This is a genomic window from Kitasatospora sp. NPDC054939, assembly GCF_053610105.1.
This window is the reverse complement of the sequence record NZ_JBSGXP010000056.1, coordinates 1-20,610: the sequence shown is the minus strand read 5'-3', so window position 1 is coordinate 20,610 and position 20,610 is coordinate 1. Positions and strand designations below refer to the sequence as shown.

Here is a 20,610-nt window from a genome sequence, read left to right as displayed (position 1 = left end):
GGGCAGGAGTCGGGCCGGGCGGGATTCGGGCTGGGACCGGCGTCAGGGCCGGATCGCCTTGAGCACGGCCGTCGCCACGCCCTGCTGCCCGCGGGCGTTGGGGTGGATGGCGGCCAGTCCCGCGGCCGGGAACGGCGGCTCCACCCAGCGGACCCCCTCCCCGGAGCACATGTCGTGACCGGCCGACGGCCCCGCGGTGTCCACGAACACCGCTCCCGCAGCCTGCGCCCGCCCCCTGAGCATCGCGTTCAGCTGCTGCTCCTTCTCCGCCAGGAAGCCGAGGTCGGCCGGCGCCACCGCGCGGCCCAGCACCGGCACGCAGGTCAGCGGGTCGGCCGGCAGCAGCGACGGGTAGCCGACCACGAGGACCCGGGCCTGCGGGGAACGCCGCTTGATCTCCTGCAGCACCCGGCCCAGCCGCTCCCCGGCCTCGTCCACCTTGCGCTGCACCTGGTCGCCGGCCGCGCCGTCGGCGGAGGAGTAGTGCTCCCGGCACGGCGCCGCACCCCGGCCGCCCTCGGTGACCAGGCCCTTAACCGCGTCCACCAGGTTCTCCTTGGCGCACTGGCCGACGACCTCCATGAAGCCGGCGTCGTTGCCGCCGATCCCCACCGTCACCAGCCGGGTCGCCGGCGTGAGCGCGTCCAGCTGCGGCGGGTTGACCCCGCCGGACACCTTCTGCGGGCCGGTCAGGTCGCCGGTCCTGGCACTGCTGCAGCTGACGTCCCGCACCTCGGCGAACGACAGGCCCAGCTCCTTCGCGACCAGCGACGGGTAGTTGACCGCCGAGCGGGCGCACCCGGTCGGCTCGCCGACCTGCGGGGCGATCTTCAGCCCCGAGGTGTAGGAGTCGCCGAGCGCGACGTACGGGCCGACCGGCGGCGGGGTCGTCGGCGCGGCCGGGCTGCGTTCGGCGGTCGCCGCACCCGTCCGGGCCGGCGACGCGGCGGCCCCGGCGGTGGACGGCGGGTCGTCGTCACCGGTGCAGCCGGCCAGCAGCGATGCGGCCAGGACCGCCGTCACGACGGCGGTCGGGCGCCTGTGCGTCCACACGAAAGATCCCCCTGGGGCAGGAGTCGGGTGTCTTCTCCGTTCGGCAGCCCGTCCCCCGAGCACCGCAGGCCCAACGAACGGCGGGCACCGATGACTCCCGCCGCCGGGGCTGTTTTCGGCCGAATCCGCCGGGCAGGCCCGCAGGCCGACCGCTCCGGTTCGACTACTCCGGCCCGCGCTCGTGCTCGGCCAGGAACTGCTCGAAGCGGCGGCCCAGCTCGTCCGCCGAGGGGAGGTCCACCGGCTCCGCCAGCAGGCTCTCCCGGCTCTCGGCACCGGCCACCGCGTCGTACTGGCCCTCCATCCCCTGGATGGCGGAGCGCAGTTCGCCGTCGCCGTGCGCCAACTGCTCCTCGATCTCGGCGTGCACCTCGGCGCCGCGCTCGCGCAGCTGCGTCCCCGGCAGCACCAGGCCGGTCGCCGACTGGACGGCCTCCAGGATCAGCACCGCCGCCGCCGGGTAGGCCGACCGGGCGATGTAGTGCGGCACGTGCACCGCGAAGCCCAGCACGTCGTGCCCGGCCTCGGCGAGCCGGTACTCCAGCAGCGCCTGCGCGCTGCCCGGCACCTGGGCCTGCTCGAACCAGACCGGGTACCCGGCGGCGAGGTCGAGCCGGGTGCCGTGCGGGGTCAGCCCGACCGGGCGGGTGTGCGGCACGTTCATCGGGATGCCGTGGAAGTCCAGCGTCAGCCGGACGTCGAACAGCTCCACCAGCTGCCGCACGGCGGCCGTGAACGCCTCCCACTCGACGTCCGGCTCGGGGCCGCTGAGCAACAGGAACGGCGCGCCGGCCGCGTCGTGCACCAGCTGCAGCAGGATCTCCGGCGGGTCGTAGGAGGACCAGCGCTCGCGGTCGAAGAGCATCGCGGGGCGGCGGGCCCGGTAGTCGACCAGGCGGTCGTGGTCGAAGCGGGCCACCACCTGCACGTCGCCCTGCTCCAGCAGGTGGTCCACGACCTGGCCGCCGGCCTCGCCGGCGTCCATGAAGCCCTCGAAGTGGTGCAGCAGCACGAGGCCGGCGCCGGTGTCGCGCAGGGCCGCGTTCGCCGCGGCCACCGCGGCCACGCCCTGCTGGTCCAGCTCGTACAGCGACTGGGGATCACGCACCGTGCACCCACACCCCGATCTCTACTCGTCGTCCGTCCTTGTCCCTGTCTCCAGCGCGCCGCGCGTCACGGGAATTCCCGCCCCGCCGACCGCCGCCCGGACCATGATCGCACCCGGATGGAAAACCCCTGGTCAGAGGCGTCCGGTGGCCCTTCCGGGTCGGACGGTCGACGGCGCGGGGGACCATTCGTGTGCCGCGAAGTGACGCACCGCCTTCTGGCAGGTATCGTCCTCTCGCTGCCTCGCATCGTCGCGTCGTCGTCACGTCGTACCGTAACGCCGTCGACCGCGTCCCGGACCGCTGCGCGGCCAGCCCCCCACGACGCATCTTGCCTTCACCTGGCCGCCTGCTTCCCTTCGCGCTCTCGTTCCCTCCTCGGCCATCTCGCGGACGCACACTGTCCCCTCGCTCATCCCCGCCGGACCGGTCCGTGGACCCGTGTCCGTTCCGGCACCGCGCTGCCCGCCTCCGGGCCGCCACCCCCGCACCGCCCGCCGGACCTCCGGCGTGCACCGGCACGGGCGGCACCACCGGAGCCGGGGCGAAACGTCCCACCGCCCCTCCTGCCTCCCCCCGGCACGAGGGACCCCTCCGACCGCCGAAGGACCGAAGGTTTCCGTGCCCGTACCTGTCATCCTCACCGGCCGCACCGTGCGGCTGGAGCCCCTCGCCGCGCACCACGCCGAGGCCCTCGCCATGGCCGGCGCCGAGGACCGTACGACCTACGCCTTCACCCCCGTCCCGCACGGCCTGGAAGCGGCCCGCGACTACATCGCGCGCGCCCTCGCCGACCGGGCCGCGGGCCGCTCGCTGCCGTTCGCCACGGTGAGTACGGCCGACAGCCGGGTGGTCGGCTCCACCCGCTTCCTGGAGCTGGACTACTGGAAGGGGCCGATGGTCTGGCCGCCGGCCCCCGGCGTGCCGCACGGCGACCCGGCGACCGCCGTCCCGGACGCCGCCGAGATCGGCAACACCTGGCTCTCCCCGCGCGCCCAGGGCACCGGCATCAACACCGAGGCCAAGCTGCTGATGCTGCGCCACGCCTTCGAGGAGTGGGGGGTGCAGCGGATCTCGCTCCGCGCCGACGCCCGCAACCTGCGCTCGCGGGCCGCCATCGAGCGGCTCGGGGCCACCTCGGAGGGTGTCCGCCGGGCCCACTCGCGCGGGCTGGACGGCGTGGTCCGCTCCACCGCCTTCTACTCGATCCTGGACTCCGAGTGGCCGGCCGTCCGCGACATCATCGAGCTGCGGATCGCCGCCGCCACCTCGCCGAGCGCGCCGGACCGCGCGATCAACCAGGAGTGCCTTAGACACGGCGGTGGCGCCGGGCGCCTGATCCCGGCCTGACCTCCCCCGGCGGCCCGCCCGCCGCCGTCAACGCCCCGTACCGCACTCCCCCACCGGGTGGTGTTCCGCATGCCGCCGACCCCGGTGGGCAGCAGGTGGGCCTGACCCGCATCGAGGCGCTCTCCCCGCTGCTGCTGCTCGGCGCCGACCAGCAGCACGTCGTCACCCGGGCCCAGCTGGTCGGGCTCGGGGTGCCCTCCGGCACGATCGCGCACCGGCTGCGGCCGGGCGGGCCCTGGCAGCAGGTGCTGCCTTGGGTGATCTGCCTGCAGAGCGGACGGCTGACCGCGCACCAGCGGCTGCGGGCGGCCCTCGCGTACGCGGCGCCGAAGGGCGCGGCGCCGCGGGACGGCGGGGTGCTGCTGACCGGGTGGGCGGTCCTGGCGGACGCCGGGCTGCCCGGTGCGGGCCACCCGGCGGACCTCGCGGAGGCGGGGTGCTGCTGACCGGGTGGGCGGTCCTGGCGGACGCCGGGCTGCCCAGTGCGGGCCACCCGGCGGACCTCGCGGAGGTCGACGTGCTGGTACCGGCCGGGCGGCGGGTGGCCGACCGCTCCTTCGTCCGGGTCCACCGGGCGGCCGGGCCGATGCCGGGCGGCTTGCGGCGCGACGACGGACTGTGGAGCACCACGGTCGCCCGGGCCCTGGCCGATCTCGCGCCCGGGGCGGACGGGCAGCGCCGCTACCGGGCGCTGTGCGCCGAGGCGGTGCAGCGCCGGCGCTGCGAACTCGGCGAGCTGCTGGACCAGTTGCTCGCCCGGCCGGACGCCGCTGAGCGGCCCGGGGTGGCCCGGGTGGTGGAGGAGCTGGCGGCGGGGGTGCGCTCGGTGGCCGAGGGCGAGACCCGCGAGCTTGCTGCTCGGCACCGGGCTGCCGGAGCCGCTCTGGAACCCGGTGCTGCACCTGGACGGCCGCTTCCTCGCCGTACCGGACGCCTACTGGCCGGACGCCTGCGTGGCCCTGGAGATCGACTCGCGCGCCTGGCACCTGTGCCCGGCCGACCACGAGCACGGCCCGGCCCGGCCAACCGGCTCACCGCGGCGGGCCTCCCGGTCGTCCGGGCGACCCCGCTGCAGCTGCGCCGCGACCCGGGGCCGGTCCTGGAGCAGCTCCGGACCCTGCTCGCGACCGGCCCGCACGCCGCGCACCGCCGGATCAGCTGGCAGCGCGCCCGCCGGTAGACCGTCCGGGGCCCTTGGCTGCGGGCCCGGGCGGGGCGGGCGCGTCGGGCGGGCCGTCAGGCGGGCGCGTCGTGCCGGGCGCCGGCGGCCCCGGCCGCGGCGGCCAGCCGCTGGAGGACGGCGAGGTGGTCGGCGAGCGCGGTCCGGCCGGCCCCGGTGGCGGCGAGCCAGGTGCGCGGGCGCTTGCCGACGTACCCCTTCTTCACCGCCACGTACCCCGCCTCCTCCAGGGCGCTCGCGGCCTTGCTGAGCACCGAGTCGGAGACCTCGCAGTAGTCCCGCACCACGCCGAACTCGGCCTCGCGGCAGCCGCTGAGGAAGGCCAGCACGGTCAGCCGGGTCGGGTGCTGGAGCAGGGCGTCGAGCGCGTCGGAGGGCATCAGCGCTTCCCGGAGCGGCGCTCGACGAAGGCGTTCAGCCGCCCGGAGGCGATCCAGAACGCCGCGCCCGCCGCGATCCCGGCGACGGCGCCCATCGAGCGCGCCCCGCCGCCGGCCGCGAGGGCGAGCAGCAGCCCGGCCAGCGCGGCGCCGATGACGGACAGCACCGCCAGCACGACCGGGCCGCCGATGCCCGGCGCCGTGCGGCGCACGATGCCGCCCTGCCGGGAGGCGAGCGCGGCCAGGGCGCCGGTGAGGGCGGCGAACCCGGCGGCGACGACCCCGACCATCCACGGCTGGTCCGAGCCGATGACCTGGCCGAGCCCGGTGCCGTACAGCGTGAAGCCGGCTCCGAAGGCCGGGCCGTACCAGGCGGGCAGCCGGGCCGGGTCCCCGGAGGCGGCGCGGGCCTGCTCGGCGAGGCGCAGGGCCTCAGCGGCGGACAGGTGCTCGGACGCGGAACTGCTCATGGAATCCCCCTCTGGACGGACGCGCGGACGCAGCCGGCGCGTCGACACGCGGTCGCGTGGTCGCTGATTCCAGTGTGGCATCTACTTTCCTGATTGGAAAGTACTTTCAGCAGCGCGCGTCGATCTCCTCGAAGGTCGTGTAGTGGTCGGCCGTCCAGTACTGCTCGCCCGCGCCGCCGGTGACGATCCGCCGGGCGCCGCGGTCGGTGGCCCCGGGGGTGGTGACGGTGTACTCGCGGTAGTAGCCGGACGCCCTGCGGGGCAGGCGGTTCTCCCGGTTCTGGAAGACGGTGCCGTCCGCGCGGTAGGGGTACGGCCCACCCTGGGCGATCAGGACCAGGGTGCGGTCGGCCTGCGCCGGGAGCCGGGTGCGGCAGACGTCCGCGAGCCCCGGGTCGGAGGGGGTCCAGCCGGTCGCCGCCGAGGCGGGCGCGGACGCCGGGCGCGACGCGGAGGCGGCGGCGGAGGCGGGTGTCGGCGAGGAGGCCGGGGACGGGCCGGCCTCGGGACCGGGGTCGGCGCCGGAGCCCGCGAGGCCGTACGCGAGGGCCGCGGCCACCCCGCAGAGCAGGGTGGCGACGATGACGATCAGGCGGTTCCGACCGCTCGGACTGGACATCCCCCCAGCCTGGCAGCGGGCCGCCGCACGGCACGCGAAGGCGCCCCGGCGGCCCGGAAATGCCGGCGGCCGGGGCGGGGACGGACGCCGTTGTCCGTTCCCGCCCCGGCCGCATCACGTACGCCGGTTCTCCTGCGCCGAGCTCCGGTGTACGCCCCTCGCGCCAGCTCAGACGGCGGGAGGGGAAGCGGTCAGCGACTGACCGCGCCGTGCCGGTGGTTGGACCCCACCCCGCCGATGCCTGGCGAAGCGGGTGCCCACCCCCGGTCAGCGCGAGTCGCTGCCCGCAGACTCGATGGCGGCGCGGCCGGCCTCCAGGCGCGCCACCGGGATCCGGAAGGGGGAGCAGGAGACGTAGTCCAGCCCCACCTCGTGGAAGAAGTGGACCGAGTCCGGGTCGCCGCCGTGCTCGCCGCAGACGCCGAGCTTGAGGTCGGGGCGGGTGGCCCGGCCGGCCTCGACGGCGTGCCTGACGAGCGAGCCGACGCCGTCCCGGTCGATGGTCTCGAAGGGGGAGACCCCGAAGATGCCCTTCTCCAGGTAGGCGGTGAAGAACGAGGCCTCGACGTCGTCGCGGGAGAAGCCCCAGACGGTCTGGGTGAGGTCGTTGGTGCCGAAGGAGAAGAACTCGGCGGCCTCGGCGATCTGGCCGGCCGTGACGGCGGCGCGCGGCAGCTCGATCATGGTGCCGAGCTTGATGTCGAGCTGCACGCCGGTGGAGGTGCAGACCTCGGCCAGCACGCGCTCGCACTCGTCGCGGACCAGCTCCAGCTCCTGGACGGTGCCGACCAGCGGGATCATCACCTCGGGGCGCGGGTCCCCGCCCGCCAGCTTGCGCTCGGCCGCGGCCTCGGCGATGGCGCGGACCTGCATGCCGAACAGGCCGGGGATGACCAGGCCGAGGCGGACGCCGCGCAGGCCGAGCATCGGGTTCTGCTCGTGCAGCTTGTGCACCGCCTGGAGCAGGCGCAGGTCGTTCTCGTTCGGGTCCTTGCGGGCCTCGGCGAGGGCGACGCGCACCGACAGCTCGGTGATGTCCGGGAGGAACTCGTGCAGCGGCGGGTCGAGCAGGCGGACGGTGACGGGCAGTCCGTCCATCGCCTGGAAGAGCTCCAGGAAGTCGCCCTTCTGCATCGGCAGCAGGGTGGAGAGGGCGAGCTCGCGGTCCTTGTCGTTGTCCGCCAGGATCAGGTGCTCGACCTCCTTGCGGCGCTCCTCACCGAGGAACATGTGCTCGGTGCGGCACAGGCCGATGCCCTGGGCTCCGTAGCGGCGGGCGCGCCCGCCGTCCTCGGCGTTGTCGGCGTTGGCGCGCACCGCGAGGCGGCGGCGGCCGTCGGCGTGCGACATCAGCCGGTGCACGGCCTGGACCAGGCCGCCCTGGACGTCGGCGCCCGCGTGCAGGGTGCCCTCGAAGTACTCCACCACCGGGGAGGGCAGCACGGGCACCTCGCCGAGGTAGACCTTGCCGGTCGCGCCGTCGATCGAGACGACGTCGCCCTCCTCCAGCACCAGGCCGTCGGCGGTGGTCATCCGGCGGCGCTTGGTGTCGACCTCCAGCTCCTCGGCGCCGCAGACACAGGTCTTGCCCATGCCGCGGGCGACGACGGCCGCGTGCGAGGTCTTGCCGCCGCGCGAGGTGAGGATGCCCTCGGCGGCGATCATGCCGTCCAGGTCGTCCGGGTTGGTCTCGCGGCGGACCAGGATGACCTTCTCACCGGAGCGCGACCACTTCACCGCGGTGTACGAGTCGAACACGATCTTGCCGATCGCGGCGCCGGGCGAGGCGGCGAGGCCCCAGGCGATCTGCTTGGACTCGGCGGTCGGGGCGAAGCGCGGGAACATCAGCTGCGAGAGCTGGCCGCCGGTGACCCGCATCAGGGCCTCGTCCAGGTCGATCAGGCCCTGGTCGACCAGCTGGACGGCGATCCGGAAGGCGGCGGCGGCGGTGCGCTTGCCCACACGGGTCTGCAGCATCCAGAGCTTGCCGCGCTCGATGGTGAACTCGATGTCGCAGAGGTCGCGGTAGTGGTTCTCGAGCTTCTGCATGATCGCCATGAGCTCGTCGTACGACTTCTTGTCGAGCTTCTCCAGCTCGGACAGCGGCAGGGTGTTGCGGATGCCGGCGACGACGTCCTCGCCCTGGGCATTGGACAGGTAGTCGCCGTAGACGCCCTGGTGGCCGGTGGAGGGGTCACGGGTGAAGGCGACGCCGGTGCCGGAGTCCTCGCCGAGGTTGCCGAAGACCATGGTGCAGACGTTGACCGCGGTGCCCAGGTCGTTCGGGATGCGCTCCTGGCGGCGGTACAGCCGGGCGCGGTCGCCGTTCCAGGAGTGGAAGACGGCGTGGACGGCGAGGTCCATCTGCTCGCGCGGCTCCTGCGGGAAGGCCCGGCCGGTCTCGCGCTCGACGATGCCCTTGAACACCTCGACGAGTTCCCGGAGGTCGGAAGCATCCAGGTCCAGGTCGCTGGTGGTGCCCTTGGCGTGCTTGGCCTCGTCCAGGGCCTCCTCGAACAGCTCGCCGTCGACGCCCAGCACGGTCTTGCCGAACATCTGGACCAGGCGGCGGTAGGAGTCCCAGGCGAACCGCTCGTTGCCGGACTGGGCGACCAGCCCCTGCACCGAGACGTCGGAGAGGCCGATGTTCAGGACGGTGTCCATCATGCCGGGCATGGAGAACTTGGCGCCGGAGCGCACCGAGACCAGCAGCGGGTTGTCCGCCTGTCCGAGCTTCTTGCCCATCTCGGCCTCAAGGGCCTCCAGGTGGGCGCTGATCTCCGCGTGCAGCGAGGCCGGCTCGCTGCCGGTCTCCAGGAAGACCTTGCAGGCCTCGGTGGTGATGGTGAACCCCGGGGGGACCGGGAGGCCCAGGTTGGTCATCTCGGCCAGGTTCGCGCCCTTGCCACCAAGAAGATCCTTGAGGTCCTTGTTTCCTTCGGTGAAGGAGTAAACAAACTTCTGCTGGGACGGCACGGGTCGGTCTCCTCGCACACGGTTGCCCTGACGCCGGAGAACATACCCATTTCGAAGGCACTTCCGCGCCGCCAATAGGCCGTACGAGGCCAGTACCCATTAGTAACCCGGCAGATCGAATGCACATAAAGGCGTTCACCTCTGTTGGTGAAATCGTCCCCCTGACGCTAGCTTGCCTTCAACTCTTGAACGATCGGAAACCCGAAGATCACACGATGCGGACGGAGGGTGATGGCCGACCGTCCACCGTGTTGCCCCGGCTTGATTTCCTGCATACCGACCGGCCGATCCTCCGCCGCCCCCCTTCGGGAAGCGATCCACCCCCGACCTGTCCATTTCGTCGCATCGGGCCGCCGGCGCCGCGAGCGTATGTGGCAAGCGTCACGAGCGCATCTCACCAGTTGTGCGTAGGCAACCTCGTCCGATCGTCGCACTGCGTCCACGGACGTTGCCGTTCCGTGACATCGACACGCCGAAAAGGAGCCCTCTTGGCCAGATCGGCCAAGAGGGCTCGGACGCGGCGGCCACCGCCCCCTCAGGGGCATTTCTGCCGCCGAGTACAGATCATCCGCCGGAGCTGTCCGATTCGGCGTCAGCGCTCGGAACGGCGCAGTCGTACGGATCGTCCAACCAGCCCTCGGGCAGGACCACCCGGTTGTTGCCGCTGGTCCGCCCGCGCGGGCCGTCCGCGCCCGCCGGCCAGCCCTGGTCCTGCTCCACCGAGGACAGGGTTTCGGCCAACTCGGCGAGCGAGGAGGAGTTGGCCAGCTTCACCCGCAGCTCGGAGCCGACCGAGAAGCCCTTGGTGTACCAGGCGACGTGCTTGCGGAAGTCGATCACCCCGCGCGCCTCGTCGCCGATCCACTCGCCGAGCAGCTGCGCGTGGCGCACCATCGCCCGCGCCACGTCGGCGAAGACCGGGCGGGCGTAGTCGGTGTCACCCTCGAAGACCGCGACCAGGTCCTTGAACAGCCACGGGCGCCCCAGGCAGCCGCGGCCGACCACCACGCCGTCGCAGCCGGTCTCGCGCATCATCCGCACCGCGTCGTCCGCCGCCCAGATGTCGCCGTTGCCGAGCACCGGGATGTGCGCCGGAACGGACTCCCGCAGCCGCGCGATCGCCGACCAGTCGGCGGTGCCGCCGTAGTGCTGGGCGGCGGTGCGGCCGTGCAGGGCGATCGCGGACACCCCCTCCTCGGCGCCGATCCGCCCGGCGTCCAGGTAGGTGAGGTGGTCGTCGTCGATGCCCTTGCGCATCTTCATGGTCACCGGCAGGTCGCCGGCGTTGGCGACCGCCTCGCGCAGGATGTCCCGCAGCAGGTTGCGCTTGTACGGCAGGGCCGAGCCGCCGCCCTTGCGCGTCACCTTGGGCACCGGGCAGCCGAAGTTGAGGTCGATGTGGTCGGCCAGGCCCTCGTCCGAGATCATCCGGGCCGCCTTGCCGACGGTCACCGGGTCGATCCCGTACAGCTGGATGGAGCGCGGCTTCTCGCTCGGGTCGAACCTGATCAGCTGCATGGTCTTGGCGTTGCGCTCGACCAGCGCCCGGGTCGTGATCATCTCGCTGACGAACAGGCCCTTGCCGCCGCTCTGCTCCCGGCACAGGGTCCGGAACGGCGCGTTGGTGATCCCCGCCATCGGCGCCAGGACGACGGGCGGCCACACCTGCATCGGGCCGATGCTGAGCGGCGCGAACCCGGAGGCGGTCGCGGGGGTGTCGGGCGTGGCGGTCATGCGCGGCGGATCCTCTGGACGGCGGGCTCGGGACTCTTCATTGTCCCCCACCCGGCGGATCGGCCCGGCGGACCGGCTCCGGCTGACCGGCCCCGGCGGCGCGGCGGGTCGCCCCCGGCGGACCGGCTCCGGCGGACCGCCCCCGGCCCGCTACTGCGGGAGCCCGCCCGCCAGCAGCGCCATCCGCGCGCGGGTCGCGTCGTCGCGCGGGGTGTACGCCACGAGCCGGGTGCTGGGGCGCGGACCGAGCCAGAAGCCGGTGTAATCGCAGTGCAGCAGCCCGATCCCCGGGAGCAGGAACCGCTTCACCCCGTTGCCCGGATGCTGCACGTCGTGCCGCCGCCAGGCCGCCTCGAAGTCCGGCGAGGCCGACCGCAGCCGGGTGAGCAGCGCCTTCCAGGCCGGTTCGGCGGCGTGGTCGGCCATCCCCGAGCGGAACCGCGCCACCATCGCCTCGCGCTCGGCCTCGTGGTCGACCAGCACCTCCCGGAAGCGCGAGGGCATGAAGGCCATCCACAGCAGGTTGCGGTCCTCGAACGGCAGCGCGTCGAGGTCGCCCACCAGCCAGGTGTACTCGGGGTTGTGCGCCAGCACGTCGAATCGGGCGTTGACCACCGCGGCCGGGAAGGGCGACATCTGCTCCAGCACCAGCCGGACCGCCGGGGTCACCGCCGCACACTGCCTGACCGGCGACGGGTCCTCCGCGCCCGCCAGGACGAACAGGTGCGAGCGCTCGGCCGGGTCGAGCAGCAGCGCCCGGGCCACCGCGTCCAGCACCTGCACGGAGACCTGGATCGCGCGCCCCTGCTCCAGCCACGTGTACCAGGTGACCCCGACGGCGGCGAGCTGCGCCACCTCCTCGCGCCGCAGGCCCGGTGTCCGGCGGCGGCCGGTGGTCGGCAGGCCGACCTGCTCCGGGGCGATCCGCTCCCGGCGGCTGCGCAGGAAGGCGGCCAGCTCGTGCCGGCGGGCCTCGGCCGGTCCGGCCGGCGCGGGGGCGTGGGCGGGGGCGTGGGCGGGCCCCGGAGCAGAGGCGCGGGTGGGGGCGGGCGGAGCGGCGGGAGCGCGGGTGGGGCTCATGCCCCCAGCATGGCGGACGGCCGATCCTCGGTGCCAGGTACTCCTGATACCTGGATAAGTGCACTCTGGTACCAGGCTGACGGAGCTTCGATCGTGGTGTCCGTGATCCGAGACCTCACCACCGCCACCCGTCCCGCCCCGCCCGCAGCTCCGCCGACCGCCACCGCGGCGCCCGCGCGGACGGCCCCCGCCGTGCCCGCCCTGGGACCGGCCGGGCTGGCCACCGTCCTGCTCGGTGCGTTCCTGCCGTTCCTCGACTTCTTCGTCGTCAACGTCGCCCTGCCCACCATCGACCGCGAGCTCGCCGCCGGCCCGGCCGTGCTGGAGCTGGTCGCCGCCGGCTACGGCCTCGCCTTCGCGGTGCTGCTGGTCGTCGGCGGCCGGCTCGGCGACACGTACGGGCGGCGCCGGCTGTTCGTCGCCGGCTCCGCCGCCTTCGCCGTCACCTCGCTGGCCTGCGGTCTCGCCCCGGGGGCGTGGTCGCTGGTCGCCGCCCGCGCGGCCCAGGGCGCCTCGGCGGCCCTGCTGGTCCCGCAGGTGCTCGGCACCATCACCGCCGCCACCACCGGGGCCCGGCGCGGCCGGGCGCTGAGCGTCTACGGGGCGGTCGCCGGGATCTCCGTGGTGGTGGGGCAGGTGCTCGGCGGGGTGCTGGTCGCCGCCGAGCTGTTCGGCTCCGGCTGGCGTCCGGTCTTCCTGCTGAACGTACCGTTCGCCGTACTGGCCGCGCTCCTCGCCCTGCGGTACGTGCCGGAGAGCCGCGCCGAACGGGCCGCCCGCGTCGACGTGCCCGGCACCCTGCTGCTGACCGGCGCGCTGCTCGCCCTGCTGGTGCCGCTGATGGCGGGCCGGGCCGCGGGGTGGCCGCTCTGGTCGTGGCTGCTGCTCGCCCTCTTCCCGCCGCTCGCCGCCGCCTTCGCCGTGGTCGAGCACCGGACCGAACGGCGCGGCGGGGACGCCCTGGTGCCGCCGAGCCTGCTGCGGATCCCGGAGCTGCGCCGGGGGCTGGGGATCGCCCTCCCCTTCTTCGGGGGGTTCGGCGGCTTCATGTTCGTGGTGGCGATCGCCCTGCAGCAGGGCCTGCACCTCGGGCCGGTCGCGGCGGGCTGGGCGCTGGCGCCGATGGCCGCCGGCTACTTCACCGCCTCGCTGGCGGGCCCGCGGCTGATCGGCCGCTTCGGCAGCCGGGTCCTGACGGCCGGGGCCGCCGTACAGGCGGCGGGCCTGGCGGTGCTGGCGCTGACCGTGCTCGCCGACTGGCCGGGGCTGACCCCGCTGCGGATGGCGCCGGGTGTGGCGCTGGCGGGTGTCGGCCAGGGTTTGATCGGGACCCCGCTGTTCCGGGTGGTGCTCGCCGGGGTGCCCGCCGACCGGGCGGGCGTGGGCAGCGGGGTCCTCGCCACCAGCCACCAGTCGGGGCTGGCGCTCGGCGTCGCCACCCTCGGCTCGCTCTACCTGGCGCTCGCGCCCGGGCTCGGCGAGGCACGTGCGCTCGCGCTCTGCCTCGGCATCCAGCTGCTGGGCTCGTGCGCGGTGTTCGGCCTGACCCTCCGGCTCCCCCGCTCGATCGGCTGACGGTCGGCGGCTGACGGCTCCGGGCTCGCGCAAAAGCCGTTGGCCGCCGCCACCCCCTTCGTGTCAGGATGACGATATGACGGACATGCAGCAGGTCGACCCGCTCGCCGCCCGCAACCGGGCCGATCTCGTGACGGCGGTCGCGCTCGGCGCGCAGCCGAAGTGGGTGATGTTCTGGGGCCATCAGCCGCAGCGGGACGGTTCGATCGGCGCGGGGTCGCTGAGCCAGTGGTGGCGCGGGGAGTTCACCGTCGACGGGGTGTCGTACGCGACGGCCGAGCACTGGATGATGGCCGGCAAGGCCCGGATGTTCGGCGACGAGGCGATCGTGCCGCGCATCCTCGCCGCCCGGACGCCCGCCGAGGCGAAGAGCCTGGGCCGCCAGGTCCGCGGCTTCGACGACGCGGTCTGGCGGGCCGGGCGGTTCGCCCTGGTGGTGGAGGGGAACGTCGCCAAGTTCGGTCAGGACGAGGCGCTCCGCGCCTATCTGCTCGGCACGGCGCAGCGGGTCCTGGTGGAGGCCAGCCCGATGGACCGGATCTGGGGCATCGGCCTGGCCGCCGAGGACGAGCGGGCCCCGCACCCCGCGCAGTGGCGCGGCGAGAACCTGCTCGGCTTCGCGCTGATGGAGGCCCGCACCCGGCTCGCTGCGGAGTGACCCCCGCCGGACGGGGGGCGTGAGCGCCCCGTCGCGCGCGCCCCCAGCCCGTCCGTGCGCCGTTACGGGCTCCCGAAACGGCGCACGGACGGGGCGGCCCGCCGCACCCGCCTACGGCGGCGTGCGCCGACGGCGACCCCGCAGCTCAGCGCCCCCGGACCGGGCCCGCCACGCGGACCGGATCCGCCGCCGCACCCGGCCGGCACCGCAGCGCCGGACGCGAGTTGCAAACCGTTGGACGCACGGACGTAACGCGTCCGCCGTATCGCGACGCCAGGATGACCGGAAGTCAGGGTCAGGCGAACGGGGCGGGACGGTCACCATGCGAACACCATCACCGGCACAACCGGGCCGGAGCACCCAACCCGCCCAGGAGGCGGAGGAACTGCGGGCCGAACTCGACGAGTTGCTGCGCGCCCGGCAGTACGCCACCCAGCGCGAGCGCCGGTTGTCCGAGGCCGTCCGGCAACAGGACCGCCCCGACGAGGAGTTGCTGCACCGGCTCGCCCAGGCGCGGACGCTGCGCGAGGGGCTGGGCGCCCGCTGCTCGGAGCTGAGCGAGCAACTGCAGTCCGTCGAGGGACGGTTGCGCGACCTCATCCCGCACCAACCGACCGGGGCGCGGTTCGCCGGCACCGGGTACGAGCCGACCGCCCCGGCCGCCCCGCCGCAGGCCGCCCCGCCGCAGCTGGCACCGCCGCCGCCCGCGACCGGCGCCCGTTTCGGCGGCGTCCGGCAGGCCCCGGCCGAACCCGCCCCGCAGCCGCACCCGCTGCTGCCCCCGCAGCCCGCCCCCGCCCCGCCCCGCCGCCGCTCCGCCGCCGAACTGACCGCGCTCGCCTCCCGGATCGCCGACCTCGGCCGCACCGGGCCCGCCGAGGAGGTGAACGCCCTGCTGGCCCGGGCCGCCACCCGGCTCGCCCCGTCCGACGTGGCCCGGCTGGCCGGGCTGCTGTCCCCGGGCGGAGCCTCCCGCCGGCTGGCCCGCGCCGCCGCGCAGGGTGCGCCCCGCCAGGCCGCCCGGACCCTCGGCGAACTGCGCCAGGCCGGACTGACCGAGGAGGCCACCGAGCTCTTCCACGCCCTGTGGAGCTACCCGGCCGCCGCGCTGCCCGCCCTGCTGGCGGCCCTGGAGGACGCCGGGCAGCACGCCGACGGCGCCACCCTGCTCTGGGAGTGGGGCTCCGCGCCGACCGACCGGCTGGCCGCGCTGGCCGCCGGACTGCACGGCTCCGGCCGCGCCGAGGACGTCCGGACGCTGCTGCGCCAGGCCGCCGGCCGGCCCGCCGCCGATCTCGCCGAACTGGCCGCCGCGCTCCCGGTGCCGCTCGCCCCGATGCTGATCCACGAGCTTGCCGCGCTCCGCCCGCCCGCGGAACTGGCCCGGCTGGCCGGTGCGTTGAGCTCCCTGACGGAGCCGGACAGCCGGCGCGAGCTGTACGACGAGCTGCTGACCGCGCTGGCCGCCGACGCCGCCCGCCACCGCACCACCTACGCCGCGCTGCGCTCGGCCGGGCTGCCGACCGCCGTCTCCGCGCCGCAGCGCTCCTGGTGGAACCGCCGCTGACCGGCACCCGGCGGGCGTCGCGGAGCACCCGGCGCGGACGTCGCGGAGCACCCGGCGCAGAAACACGAAGGACCCGGAGAACGCAGAGCCCCCGCCCGCCCGGAGGCGTACGGGGGCTCCCACCCGGGGGGTGGCGTCAGCAGCCGATGAGGCGGGCCGCCAGGTAGGACTTGACCTGGTCGAGCGAGACGCGCTCCTGCGCCATGGTGTCGCGCTCGCGGACGGTCACCGCGTTGTCCTCAAGGGTGTCGAAGTCGACGGTGACGCAGAACGGCGTGCCGATCTCGTCCTGGCGGCGGTAGCGCTTTCCGATCGCGCCGGCGTCGTCGAACTCGACGTTCCAGGCGGTGCGCAGGTCGGCGGCCAGCCCGCGGGCCTTCGGGGAGAGGTCGGCGTTGCGGGAGAGCGGGAGCACCGCGACCTTGACCGGGGCCAGGCGCGGGTCCAGCCGCATGCCGACGCGCTTCTCCATGACGCCCTTGGCGTTGGGCGCCTCGTCCTCGAAGTAGGCGTCGAGCAGGAAGGCCAGCATGGCGCGGTTGAGGCCCGCGGCCGGCTCGATGACGTACGGGAAGTACCGCTCGTTGGCTTCCTGGTCGAAGTACTTGAGGTCCTGGCCGGAGTGCTCGCTGTGCACCGCCAGGTCGTAGTCGGTGCGGTTGGCGACGCCCTCCAGCTCGGAGAACTCCTGGCCGCCGAAGTTGAAGCGGTACTCGATGTCCACCGTGCGCTTGGCGTAGTGGGAGAGCTTCTCCTTCGGGTGCTCGAAGAAGCGCATGTTCTCGGTGCGCAGGCCGAGGTCGACGTACCAGTTCCAGCGCTGCTGGAGCCAGTACTCGTGCCACTCGTCGTCCTCGCCCGGCTTGACGAAGAACTCCATCTCCATCTGCTCGAACTCGCGGGTCCGGAAGATGAAGTTGCCGGGGGTGATCTCGTTGCGGAAGCTCTTGCCGACCTGGGCGATGCCGAACGGCGGCTTCTTGCGCGAGGTGGTCTGGACGGCCCTGAAGTTGGTGAAGATGCCCTGCGCGGTCTCCGGGCGCAGGTAGGCCAGGCCGCCGGCCTCCTCGGTGACGCCGAGGTGGGTCTTCAGCATGCCCGAGAACTCCTTGGGCTCGGTGAAGGAGCCCTTGGTGCCGCAGTCGGGGCAGTTGATGTCCTTGAGGCCGTTGGCCGGCAGGTGCCCGTGCTTGGCCTCGTACTTCTCCTCCAGGTGGTCGGCCCGGTGGCGCTTGTGGCAGGAGAGGCACTCGGTCAGCGGGTCGTTGAAGGTGGCGACGTGGCCGGAGGCCTCCCAGACCTCGCGGGCCAGGATCACCGACGAGTCGAGTCCGACGACGTCCTCCCGCGCCTGGACCATCGCACGCCACCACTGGCGCTTGATGTTCTCCTTGAGCTCGACGCCCAGCGGCCCGTAGTCCCAGGCGGCACGCGTGCCGCCATAGATCTCGCTGCAGGGGTAGACGAAGCCACGGCGCTTGCTCAGGCTGACGATCGTCTCGATCTTGTCGGCGGCCACAGTGCTCTCTTCAGTACGACGGCGCGGTGAGGGTGCGGCTGGTTGCGCGTACCCGAATACCTCAGGTTACCGGCCATACGGGTACGCGGTTCAAATCGGTATCGACCAGCCAGGAGCGGGTGCGCCACCTCCCCGCCACCTCCCCGCCACCTCCTCGGTACGACCATCCGAGTGATTTGACAATCATTTCCATCTAAGTTGAGAATGGTTGTCATGATGATCCGACGACGTGCTCGCAGCTCCATAGCCCTCGCCGCCACCACCCTCTCCGCCGCGCTCCTGCTCACCGCGTGCGGCGGCGACAGCAGCGCCAAGGGCGCCGGCAAGCTGGACGTCGTCGCCTCCTTCTACCCGATGGAGTACCTCGCCGCGCAGATCGGCGGCGAGCACGTCAAGGTCACCGGCCTCACCGCGGCCGGCGTCGAACCGCACGACCTGGAGCTCACCGCCAAGCAGATCGGCACCGTCCGGAAGGCCGACGCGGTGGTCTACCTCAAGGGCCTCCAGCCCAACGTCGACAAGGCGGTCGCCCAGTCCGAGGCCAAGCACCGGGTCGACGCGACCGCGGCCGGCCCGCTGGAGCAGCACCACGAGGAGGGCCACGCCGAGGGCGACGGCCACGACCACGACGGGTCCGCCGGCGACCCGCACCTGTGGCTCGACCCGACCCGCTACGCCCAGGTCGCCAAGAGCGTCGGCGAGGAGTTCGCCAAGGCCGACCCGGCGCACGCCGCCGACTACCGCAAGAACACCGAGGAGCTGGTCGGCCGGCTCACCGCCCTGGACAAGGAGTTCCAGGACGGCCTGAAGGGTGCGAAGACCAAGACCTTCATCACCAGCCACGCCGCCTTCGGCTACCTCGCCGAGCGCTACGGCCTCACCCAGGTCGCCATCAACGGCATCGACCCGGAGTCCGAGCCCACCCCGGCCCGGCTCGCCGACGTGCAGAAGGCCGCCCGGGACAACGGCGCGACCACCGTCTTCTTCGAGACCCTGGCCAGCCCCAAGCTCGCCGAGACCGTCGCCAAGGACCTCGGCCTCAAGACTGCCGTCCTGGACCCCCTGGAGGGCGTCAAGGACCCGGCCAAGGACACCTACCTGACCGTGATGAAGCAGAACCTCACCAACCTCCAGGCCGCCCTCGGCGCCACCGGCTGACGGGACCACAGCACCCGATGAAGAACGGAACACCAGCGGCCGTCCACCTCCGCGGCGCCGTCGCCTCGCAGGGCGGGCGGCCGGTGCTGCGCCGGGTCGACCTCACCGTCCGCCCCGGCGAGGTGGTGGCCCTGCTCGGCGCCAACGGCTCCGGCAAGTCCACCACCGTCAAGACCGTGATCGGCGCGGTGCCGCTGGAGCACGGCGCCCTGGAGCTGTTCGGCACCCCGTTCGCGCGCTTCCGCGACTGGCGGCGCATCGGGTACGTGCCGCAGCGCACCACCGCCGCCTCCGGGGTCCCGGCCACCGTGCGCGAGGTGGTCTCCACCGGCCGGCTCCCGCAGCACCGGCTGCTGCCGTTCCGCCGCCGGGACCGCGAGGCGGTGGACGCCGCGCTGACGTCCGTCGGCATGCTGGACCGCGCCGGCGACGGCGTGGCCGACCTCTCCGGCGGCCAGCAGCAGCGGGTGCTGATCGCCCGCGCCCTGGTCGGCGCCCCCGACCTGCTGATCATGGACGAGCCGATGGCCGGGGTCGACGCCGCCAGCCAGCAGGTGCTCGCCGACACCCTGAAGGCCGAGGTCGCCCGCGGCGCCGCCGTTCTCCTGGTGCTGCACGAACTCGGGCCGCTGGAGCCGCTGATCGACCGCGCCGTGGTGCTGCGGGACGGCTGCGTGGCCCACGACGGCCCGCCCGTCCCCAATACCGGCCTGCACGCCCTGCCCGGCCACGACCACGTCCACCCGCACGCCGACCACACCCCGCCGAGGCTCCTCGCATGATCGACCTGACCGAGATGCTCTCGTACGACTTCATGCAGCGGGCGCTGCTCGCCGCCGTCCTGGTCGGCTGCACCGCGCCCGCCGTCGGCATCTACCTCGTGCAGCGGCGGCAGGCGCTGATGGGCGACGGCATGGGCCACGTCGCGATGACCGGCGTCGGCCTGGGCCTGTTCTTCCAGACCGACCCGGTGTGGATGGCCGTGCTGGTCTGCGTGGTCAGCGCCGTCCTGATGGAGCTGGTCCGCTCCCGCGGCAACCAGCGCGGGGACATCGCCCTCGCCGTGCTCTTCTACGGCGGCATGGCCTGCGGCAAGCTGCTCGCCGACAAGTCCGCCCAGGGCGGCGCTTCCCTGGACAGCTACCTGTGGGGCTCCATCCTGACCGTCTCCCCCGGCGACCTCGCCGCCATCGCGGGGCTCGGCGCGGTGGTCGCCCTGGTCACCCTCGGCCTGCGCCGCCAGCTCTTCGCGATCTGCCAGGACGAGGGCTTCGCCCGGGTCACCGGCGTGCCGGTGCGGATGCTCAACCTGCTGCTCATGGTGACGGCCGCGGTCACCGTCACGGTCGCCATGCGGGTCGTCGGCCTGCTGCTGGTCAGCGCCATGATGGTGGTCCCGGTGGTGGCCGCCCAGCAGGTCACCCGCTCCTTCGCCGCCACCCAGGCCGCCTCGATCGCCCTCGGCGTGATCGTCTCGCTGGTCGGCGTCACCGCCTCCTACGAGGCCGAACTCCCGCCCGGCCCGGCCATCGTGCTGCTCGCCATCGCGGTGTTCGCGGTGCTGAGCGCGCTGGCCGGGCCGCTGGCCCGGCGCCGGCACCGGGTCTCACCGGCCGAGACCGGGCCCGCCGTGTGCGACGTCCAACTGCCCTCCCCCACTTCCTCCGACGCGACCGATCCGGCTCGCGGGGCCGGGCTGGCACAATGAGGTGCGAGACGCCCACACCCACTGGAGGACCCACGGTGACCACCGCAGGCCAGTCGCCGCGCGCCCGGTCGACCCGGCAGCGCGCCGCCGTCTCGGCGGCCCTGGACGAGATCGCGGACTTCCGCAGCGCGCAGGAGCTCCACGACCTGCTCAAGCACCGGGGTGACTCGGTCGGCCTGACCACGGTCTACCGCACCCTGCAGTCCCTCGCCGACGCCGGCGAGGTCGACGTGCTGCGCACCGCCGACGGCGAGGCCGTCTACCGCCGCTGCAGCAGCGGCCACCACCACCACCTGGTCTGCCGGCACTGCGGCGCGACCGTCGAGGTGGAGGGGCCGGCCGTCGAGCGGTGGGCCAACTCGGTCGCCGCCGAGCACGGCTTCGTCGACATCGCGCACACGCTGGAGATCTTCGGCAGCTGCGCGGAGTGCGCCAAGAAGCTCTGACAGCACGGCGAAGGGCCCGCGGGACGCGTCC

19 protein-coding genes are annotated in these 20,610 nt (G+C 74.0%); 10 read left to right on the top strand and 9 right to left on the bottom strand.

The genetic code is table 11. From position 1 onward, the window contains the following. Nucleotides 1–42 precede the first annotated feature (42 nt). On the bottom strand, nt 43–1,053 hold the full coding sequence (locus ACWGB8_RS18045; protein ID WP_452214473.1) for an SGNH/GDSL hydrolase family protein: 1,011 nt from the start codon (nt 1,051–1,053) through the stop codon (nt 43–45). A 163-nt stretch (nt 1,054–1,216) separates the two neighbouring features. Continuing rightward, complete coding sequence (locus tag ACWGB8_RS18040; protein WP_452214472.1) at nt 1,217–2,161, bottom strand: PAC2 family protein; 945 nt, start codon at nt 2,159–2,161, stop codon at nt 1,217–1,219. Nucleotides 2,162–2,780: 619 nt separating this feature from the next. On the opposite strand from ACWGB8_RS18040, the gene ACWGB8_RS18035 reads away from it, so the two are divergent. The 3 genes from ACWGB8_RS18035 to ACWGB8_RS18025 all read left to right on the top strand — a co-directional run bounded on the left by ACWGB8_RS18035 (nt 2,781) and on the right by ACWGB8_RS18025 (nt 4,689). Then, nucleotides 2,781–3,509, top strand: a complete 729-nt coding sequence (locus ACWGB8_RS18035) for a GNAT family N-acetyltransferase (RefSeq protein WP_452214471.1) — start codon at nt 2,781–2,783, stop codon at nt 3,507–3,509. 95 nt (nt 3,510–3,604) lie between these two features. After that, complete coding sequence (locus tag ACWGB8_RS18030; protein WP_452214470.1) at nt 3,605–3,955, top strand: hypothetical protein; 351 nt, start codon at nt 3,605–3,607, stop codon at nt 3,953–3,955. Continuing rightward, nucleotides 3,946–4,689 (top strand): hypothetical protein, encoded by a 744-nt coding sequence (locus tag ACWGB8_RS18025; RefSeq protein WP_452214469.1) that lies wholly within the window; start codon nt 3,946–3,948, stop codon nt 4,687–4,689. The genes ACWGB8_RS18030 and ACWGB8_RS18025 overlap by 10 nt, the downstream gene beginning before the upstream one ends. A gap of 56 nt (nt 4,690–4,745) precedes the next feature. On the opposite strand, the gene ACWGB8_RS18020 is transcribed toward ACWGB8_RS18025, so the two are convergent. The 6 genes from ACWGB8_RS18020 to ACWGB8_RS17995 all read right to left on the bottom strand — a co-directional run bounded on the left by ACWGB8_RS18020 (nt 4,746) and on the right by ACWGB8_RS17995 (nt 11,948). Beyond that, complete coding sequence (locus ACWGB8_RS18020) at nt 4,746–5,069, bottom strand: transcriptional regulator (protein WP_452214468.1); 324 nt, start codon at nt 5,067–5,069, stop codon at nt 4,746–4,748. Continuing rightward, nucleotides 5,069–5,539 carry a hypothetical protein gene (locus tag ACWGB8_RS18015; protein ID WP_452214467.1) on the bottom strand — a complete coding sequence of 157 codons (471 nt, stop codon included), beginning with the start codon at nt 5,537–5,539 and terminating at the stop codon, nt 5,069–5,071. The genes ACWGB8_RS18020 and ACWGB8_RS18015 overlap by 1 nt, the downstream gene beginning before the upstream one ends. Before the next feature lie 106 nt (nt 5,540–5,645). Next, a complete protein-coding gene (locus ACWGB8_RS18010; protein WP_452214466.1) occupies nt 5,646–6,158 on the bottom strand; it encodes a ribonuclease domain-containing protein in 513 nt (170 codons plus the stop codon). Between the two features lie 267 nt (nt 6,159–6,425). Beyond that, on the bottom strand, nt 6,426–9,134 hold the full coding sequence (gene ppdK / locus ACWGB8_RS18005; RefSeq protein WP_452214465.1) for a pyruvate, phosphate dikinase: 2,709 nt from the start codon (nt 9,132–9,134) through the stop codon (nt 6,426–6,428). A gap of 564 nt (nt 9,135–9,698) precedes the next feature. Then, nucleotides 9,699–10,868, bottom strand: a complete 1,170-nt coding sequence (gene dusB, locus ACWGB8_RS18000; protein WP_452214464.1) for a tRNA dihydrouridine synthase DusB — start codon at nt 10,866–10,868, stop codon at nt 9,699–9,701. A gap of 150 nt (nt 10,869–11,018) precedes the next feature. Beyond that, on the bottom strand, nt 11,019–11,948 hold the full coding sequence (locus ACWGB8_RS17995) for a helix-turn-helix transcriptional regulator (protein ID WP_452214463.1): 930 nt from the start codon (nt 11,946–11,948) through the stop codon (nt 11,019–11,021). A gap of 9 nt (nt 11,949–11,957) precedes the next feature. Between ACWGB8_RS17995 and ACWGB8_RS17990 the strand changes: the two genes are divergently transcribed. The 3 genes from ACWGB8_RS17990 to ACWGB8_RS17980 all read left to right on the top strand — a co-directional run bounded on the left by ACWGB8_RS17990 (nt 11,958) and on the right by ACWGB8_RS17980 (nt 15,748). Next, entirely contained in the window at nt 11,958–13,523 is a 1,566-nt protein-coding gene (locus ACWGB8_RS17990; protein ID WP_452214462.1) for an MFS transporter, read from the top strand. 85 nt (nt 13,524–13,608) lie between these two features. Continuing rightward, complete coding sequence (locus tag ACWGB8_RS17985) at nt 13,609–14,181, top strand: NADAR family protein (protein ID WP_452214495.1); 573 nt, start codon at nt 13,609–13,611, stop codon at nt 14,179–14,181. 322 nt (nt 14,182–14,503) lie between these two features. Next, a complete protein-coding gene (locus tag ACWGB8_RS17980) occupies nt 14,504–15,748 on the top strand; it encodes a hypothetical protein (RefSeq protein ID WP_452214461.1) in 1,245 nt (414 codons plus the stop codon). A 136-nt stretch (nt 15,749–15,884) separates the two neighbouring features. Here ACWGB8_RS17980 and ACWGB8_RS17975 read toward each other — a convergent pair whose 3' ends face one another. Continuing rightward, nucleotides 15,885–17,267, bottom strand: coding sequence for a glycine--tRNA ligase (locus ACWGB8_RS17975; protein ID WP_452214460.1), 1,383 nt, complete (start codon nt 17,265–17,267; stop codon nt 15,885–15,887). A gap of 216 nt (nt 17,268–17,483) precedes the next feature. Between ACWGB8_RS17975 and ACWGB8_RS17970 the strand changes: the two genes are divergently transcribed. From ACWGB8_RS17970 to ACWGB8_RS17955, 4 genes are read left to right on the top strand one after another with little or no spacing between them, the layout of a single operon-like run. Beyond that, entirely contained in the window at nt 17,484–18,425 is a 942-nt protein-coding gene (locus ACWGB8_RS17970) for a metal ABC transporter substrate-binding protein (protein WP_452214494.1), read from the top strand. Nucleotides 18,426–18,442: 17 nt separating this feature from the next. Beyond that, the gene (locus ACWGB8_RS17965) at nt 18,443–19,207 is read left to right on the top strand and encodes a metal ABC transporter ATP-binding protein (RefSeq protein WP_452214459.1); all 765 of its coding nucleotides are present in this window, start codon (nt 18,443–18,445) and stop codon (nt 19,205–19,207) included. Further along, complete coding sequence (locus tag ACWGB8_RS17960) at nt 19,204–20,133, top strand: metal ABC transporter permease (RefSeq protein ID WP_452214458.1); 930 nt, start codon at nt 19,204–19,206, stop codon at nt 20,131–20,133. Before ACWGB8_RS17965 ends, ACWGB8_RS17960 begins: the two co-directional genes overlap by 4 nt. A 35-nt stretch (nt 20,134–20,168) precedes the next feature. Next, nucleotides 20,169–20,579, top strand: a complete 411-nt coding sequence (locus ACWGB8_RS17955) for a Fur family transcriptional regulator (RefSeq protein ID WP_452214457.1) — start codon at nt 20,169–20,171, stop codon at nt 20,577–20,579. The last annotated feature ends 31 nt before the right edge of the window (nt 20,580–20,610 follow it).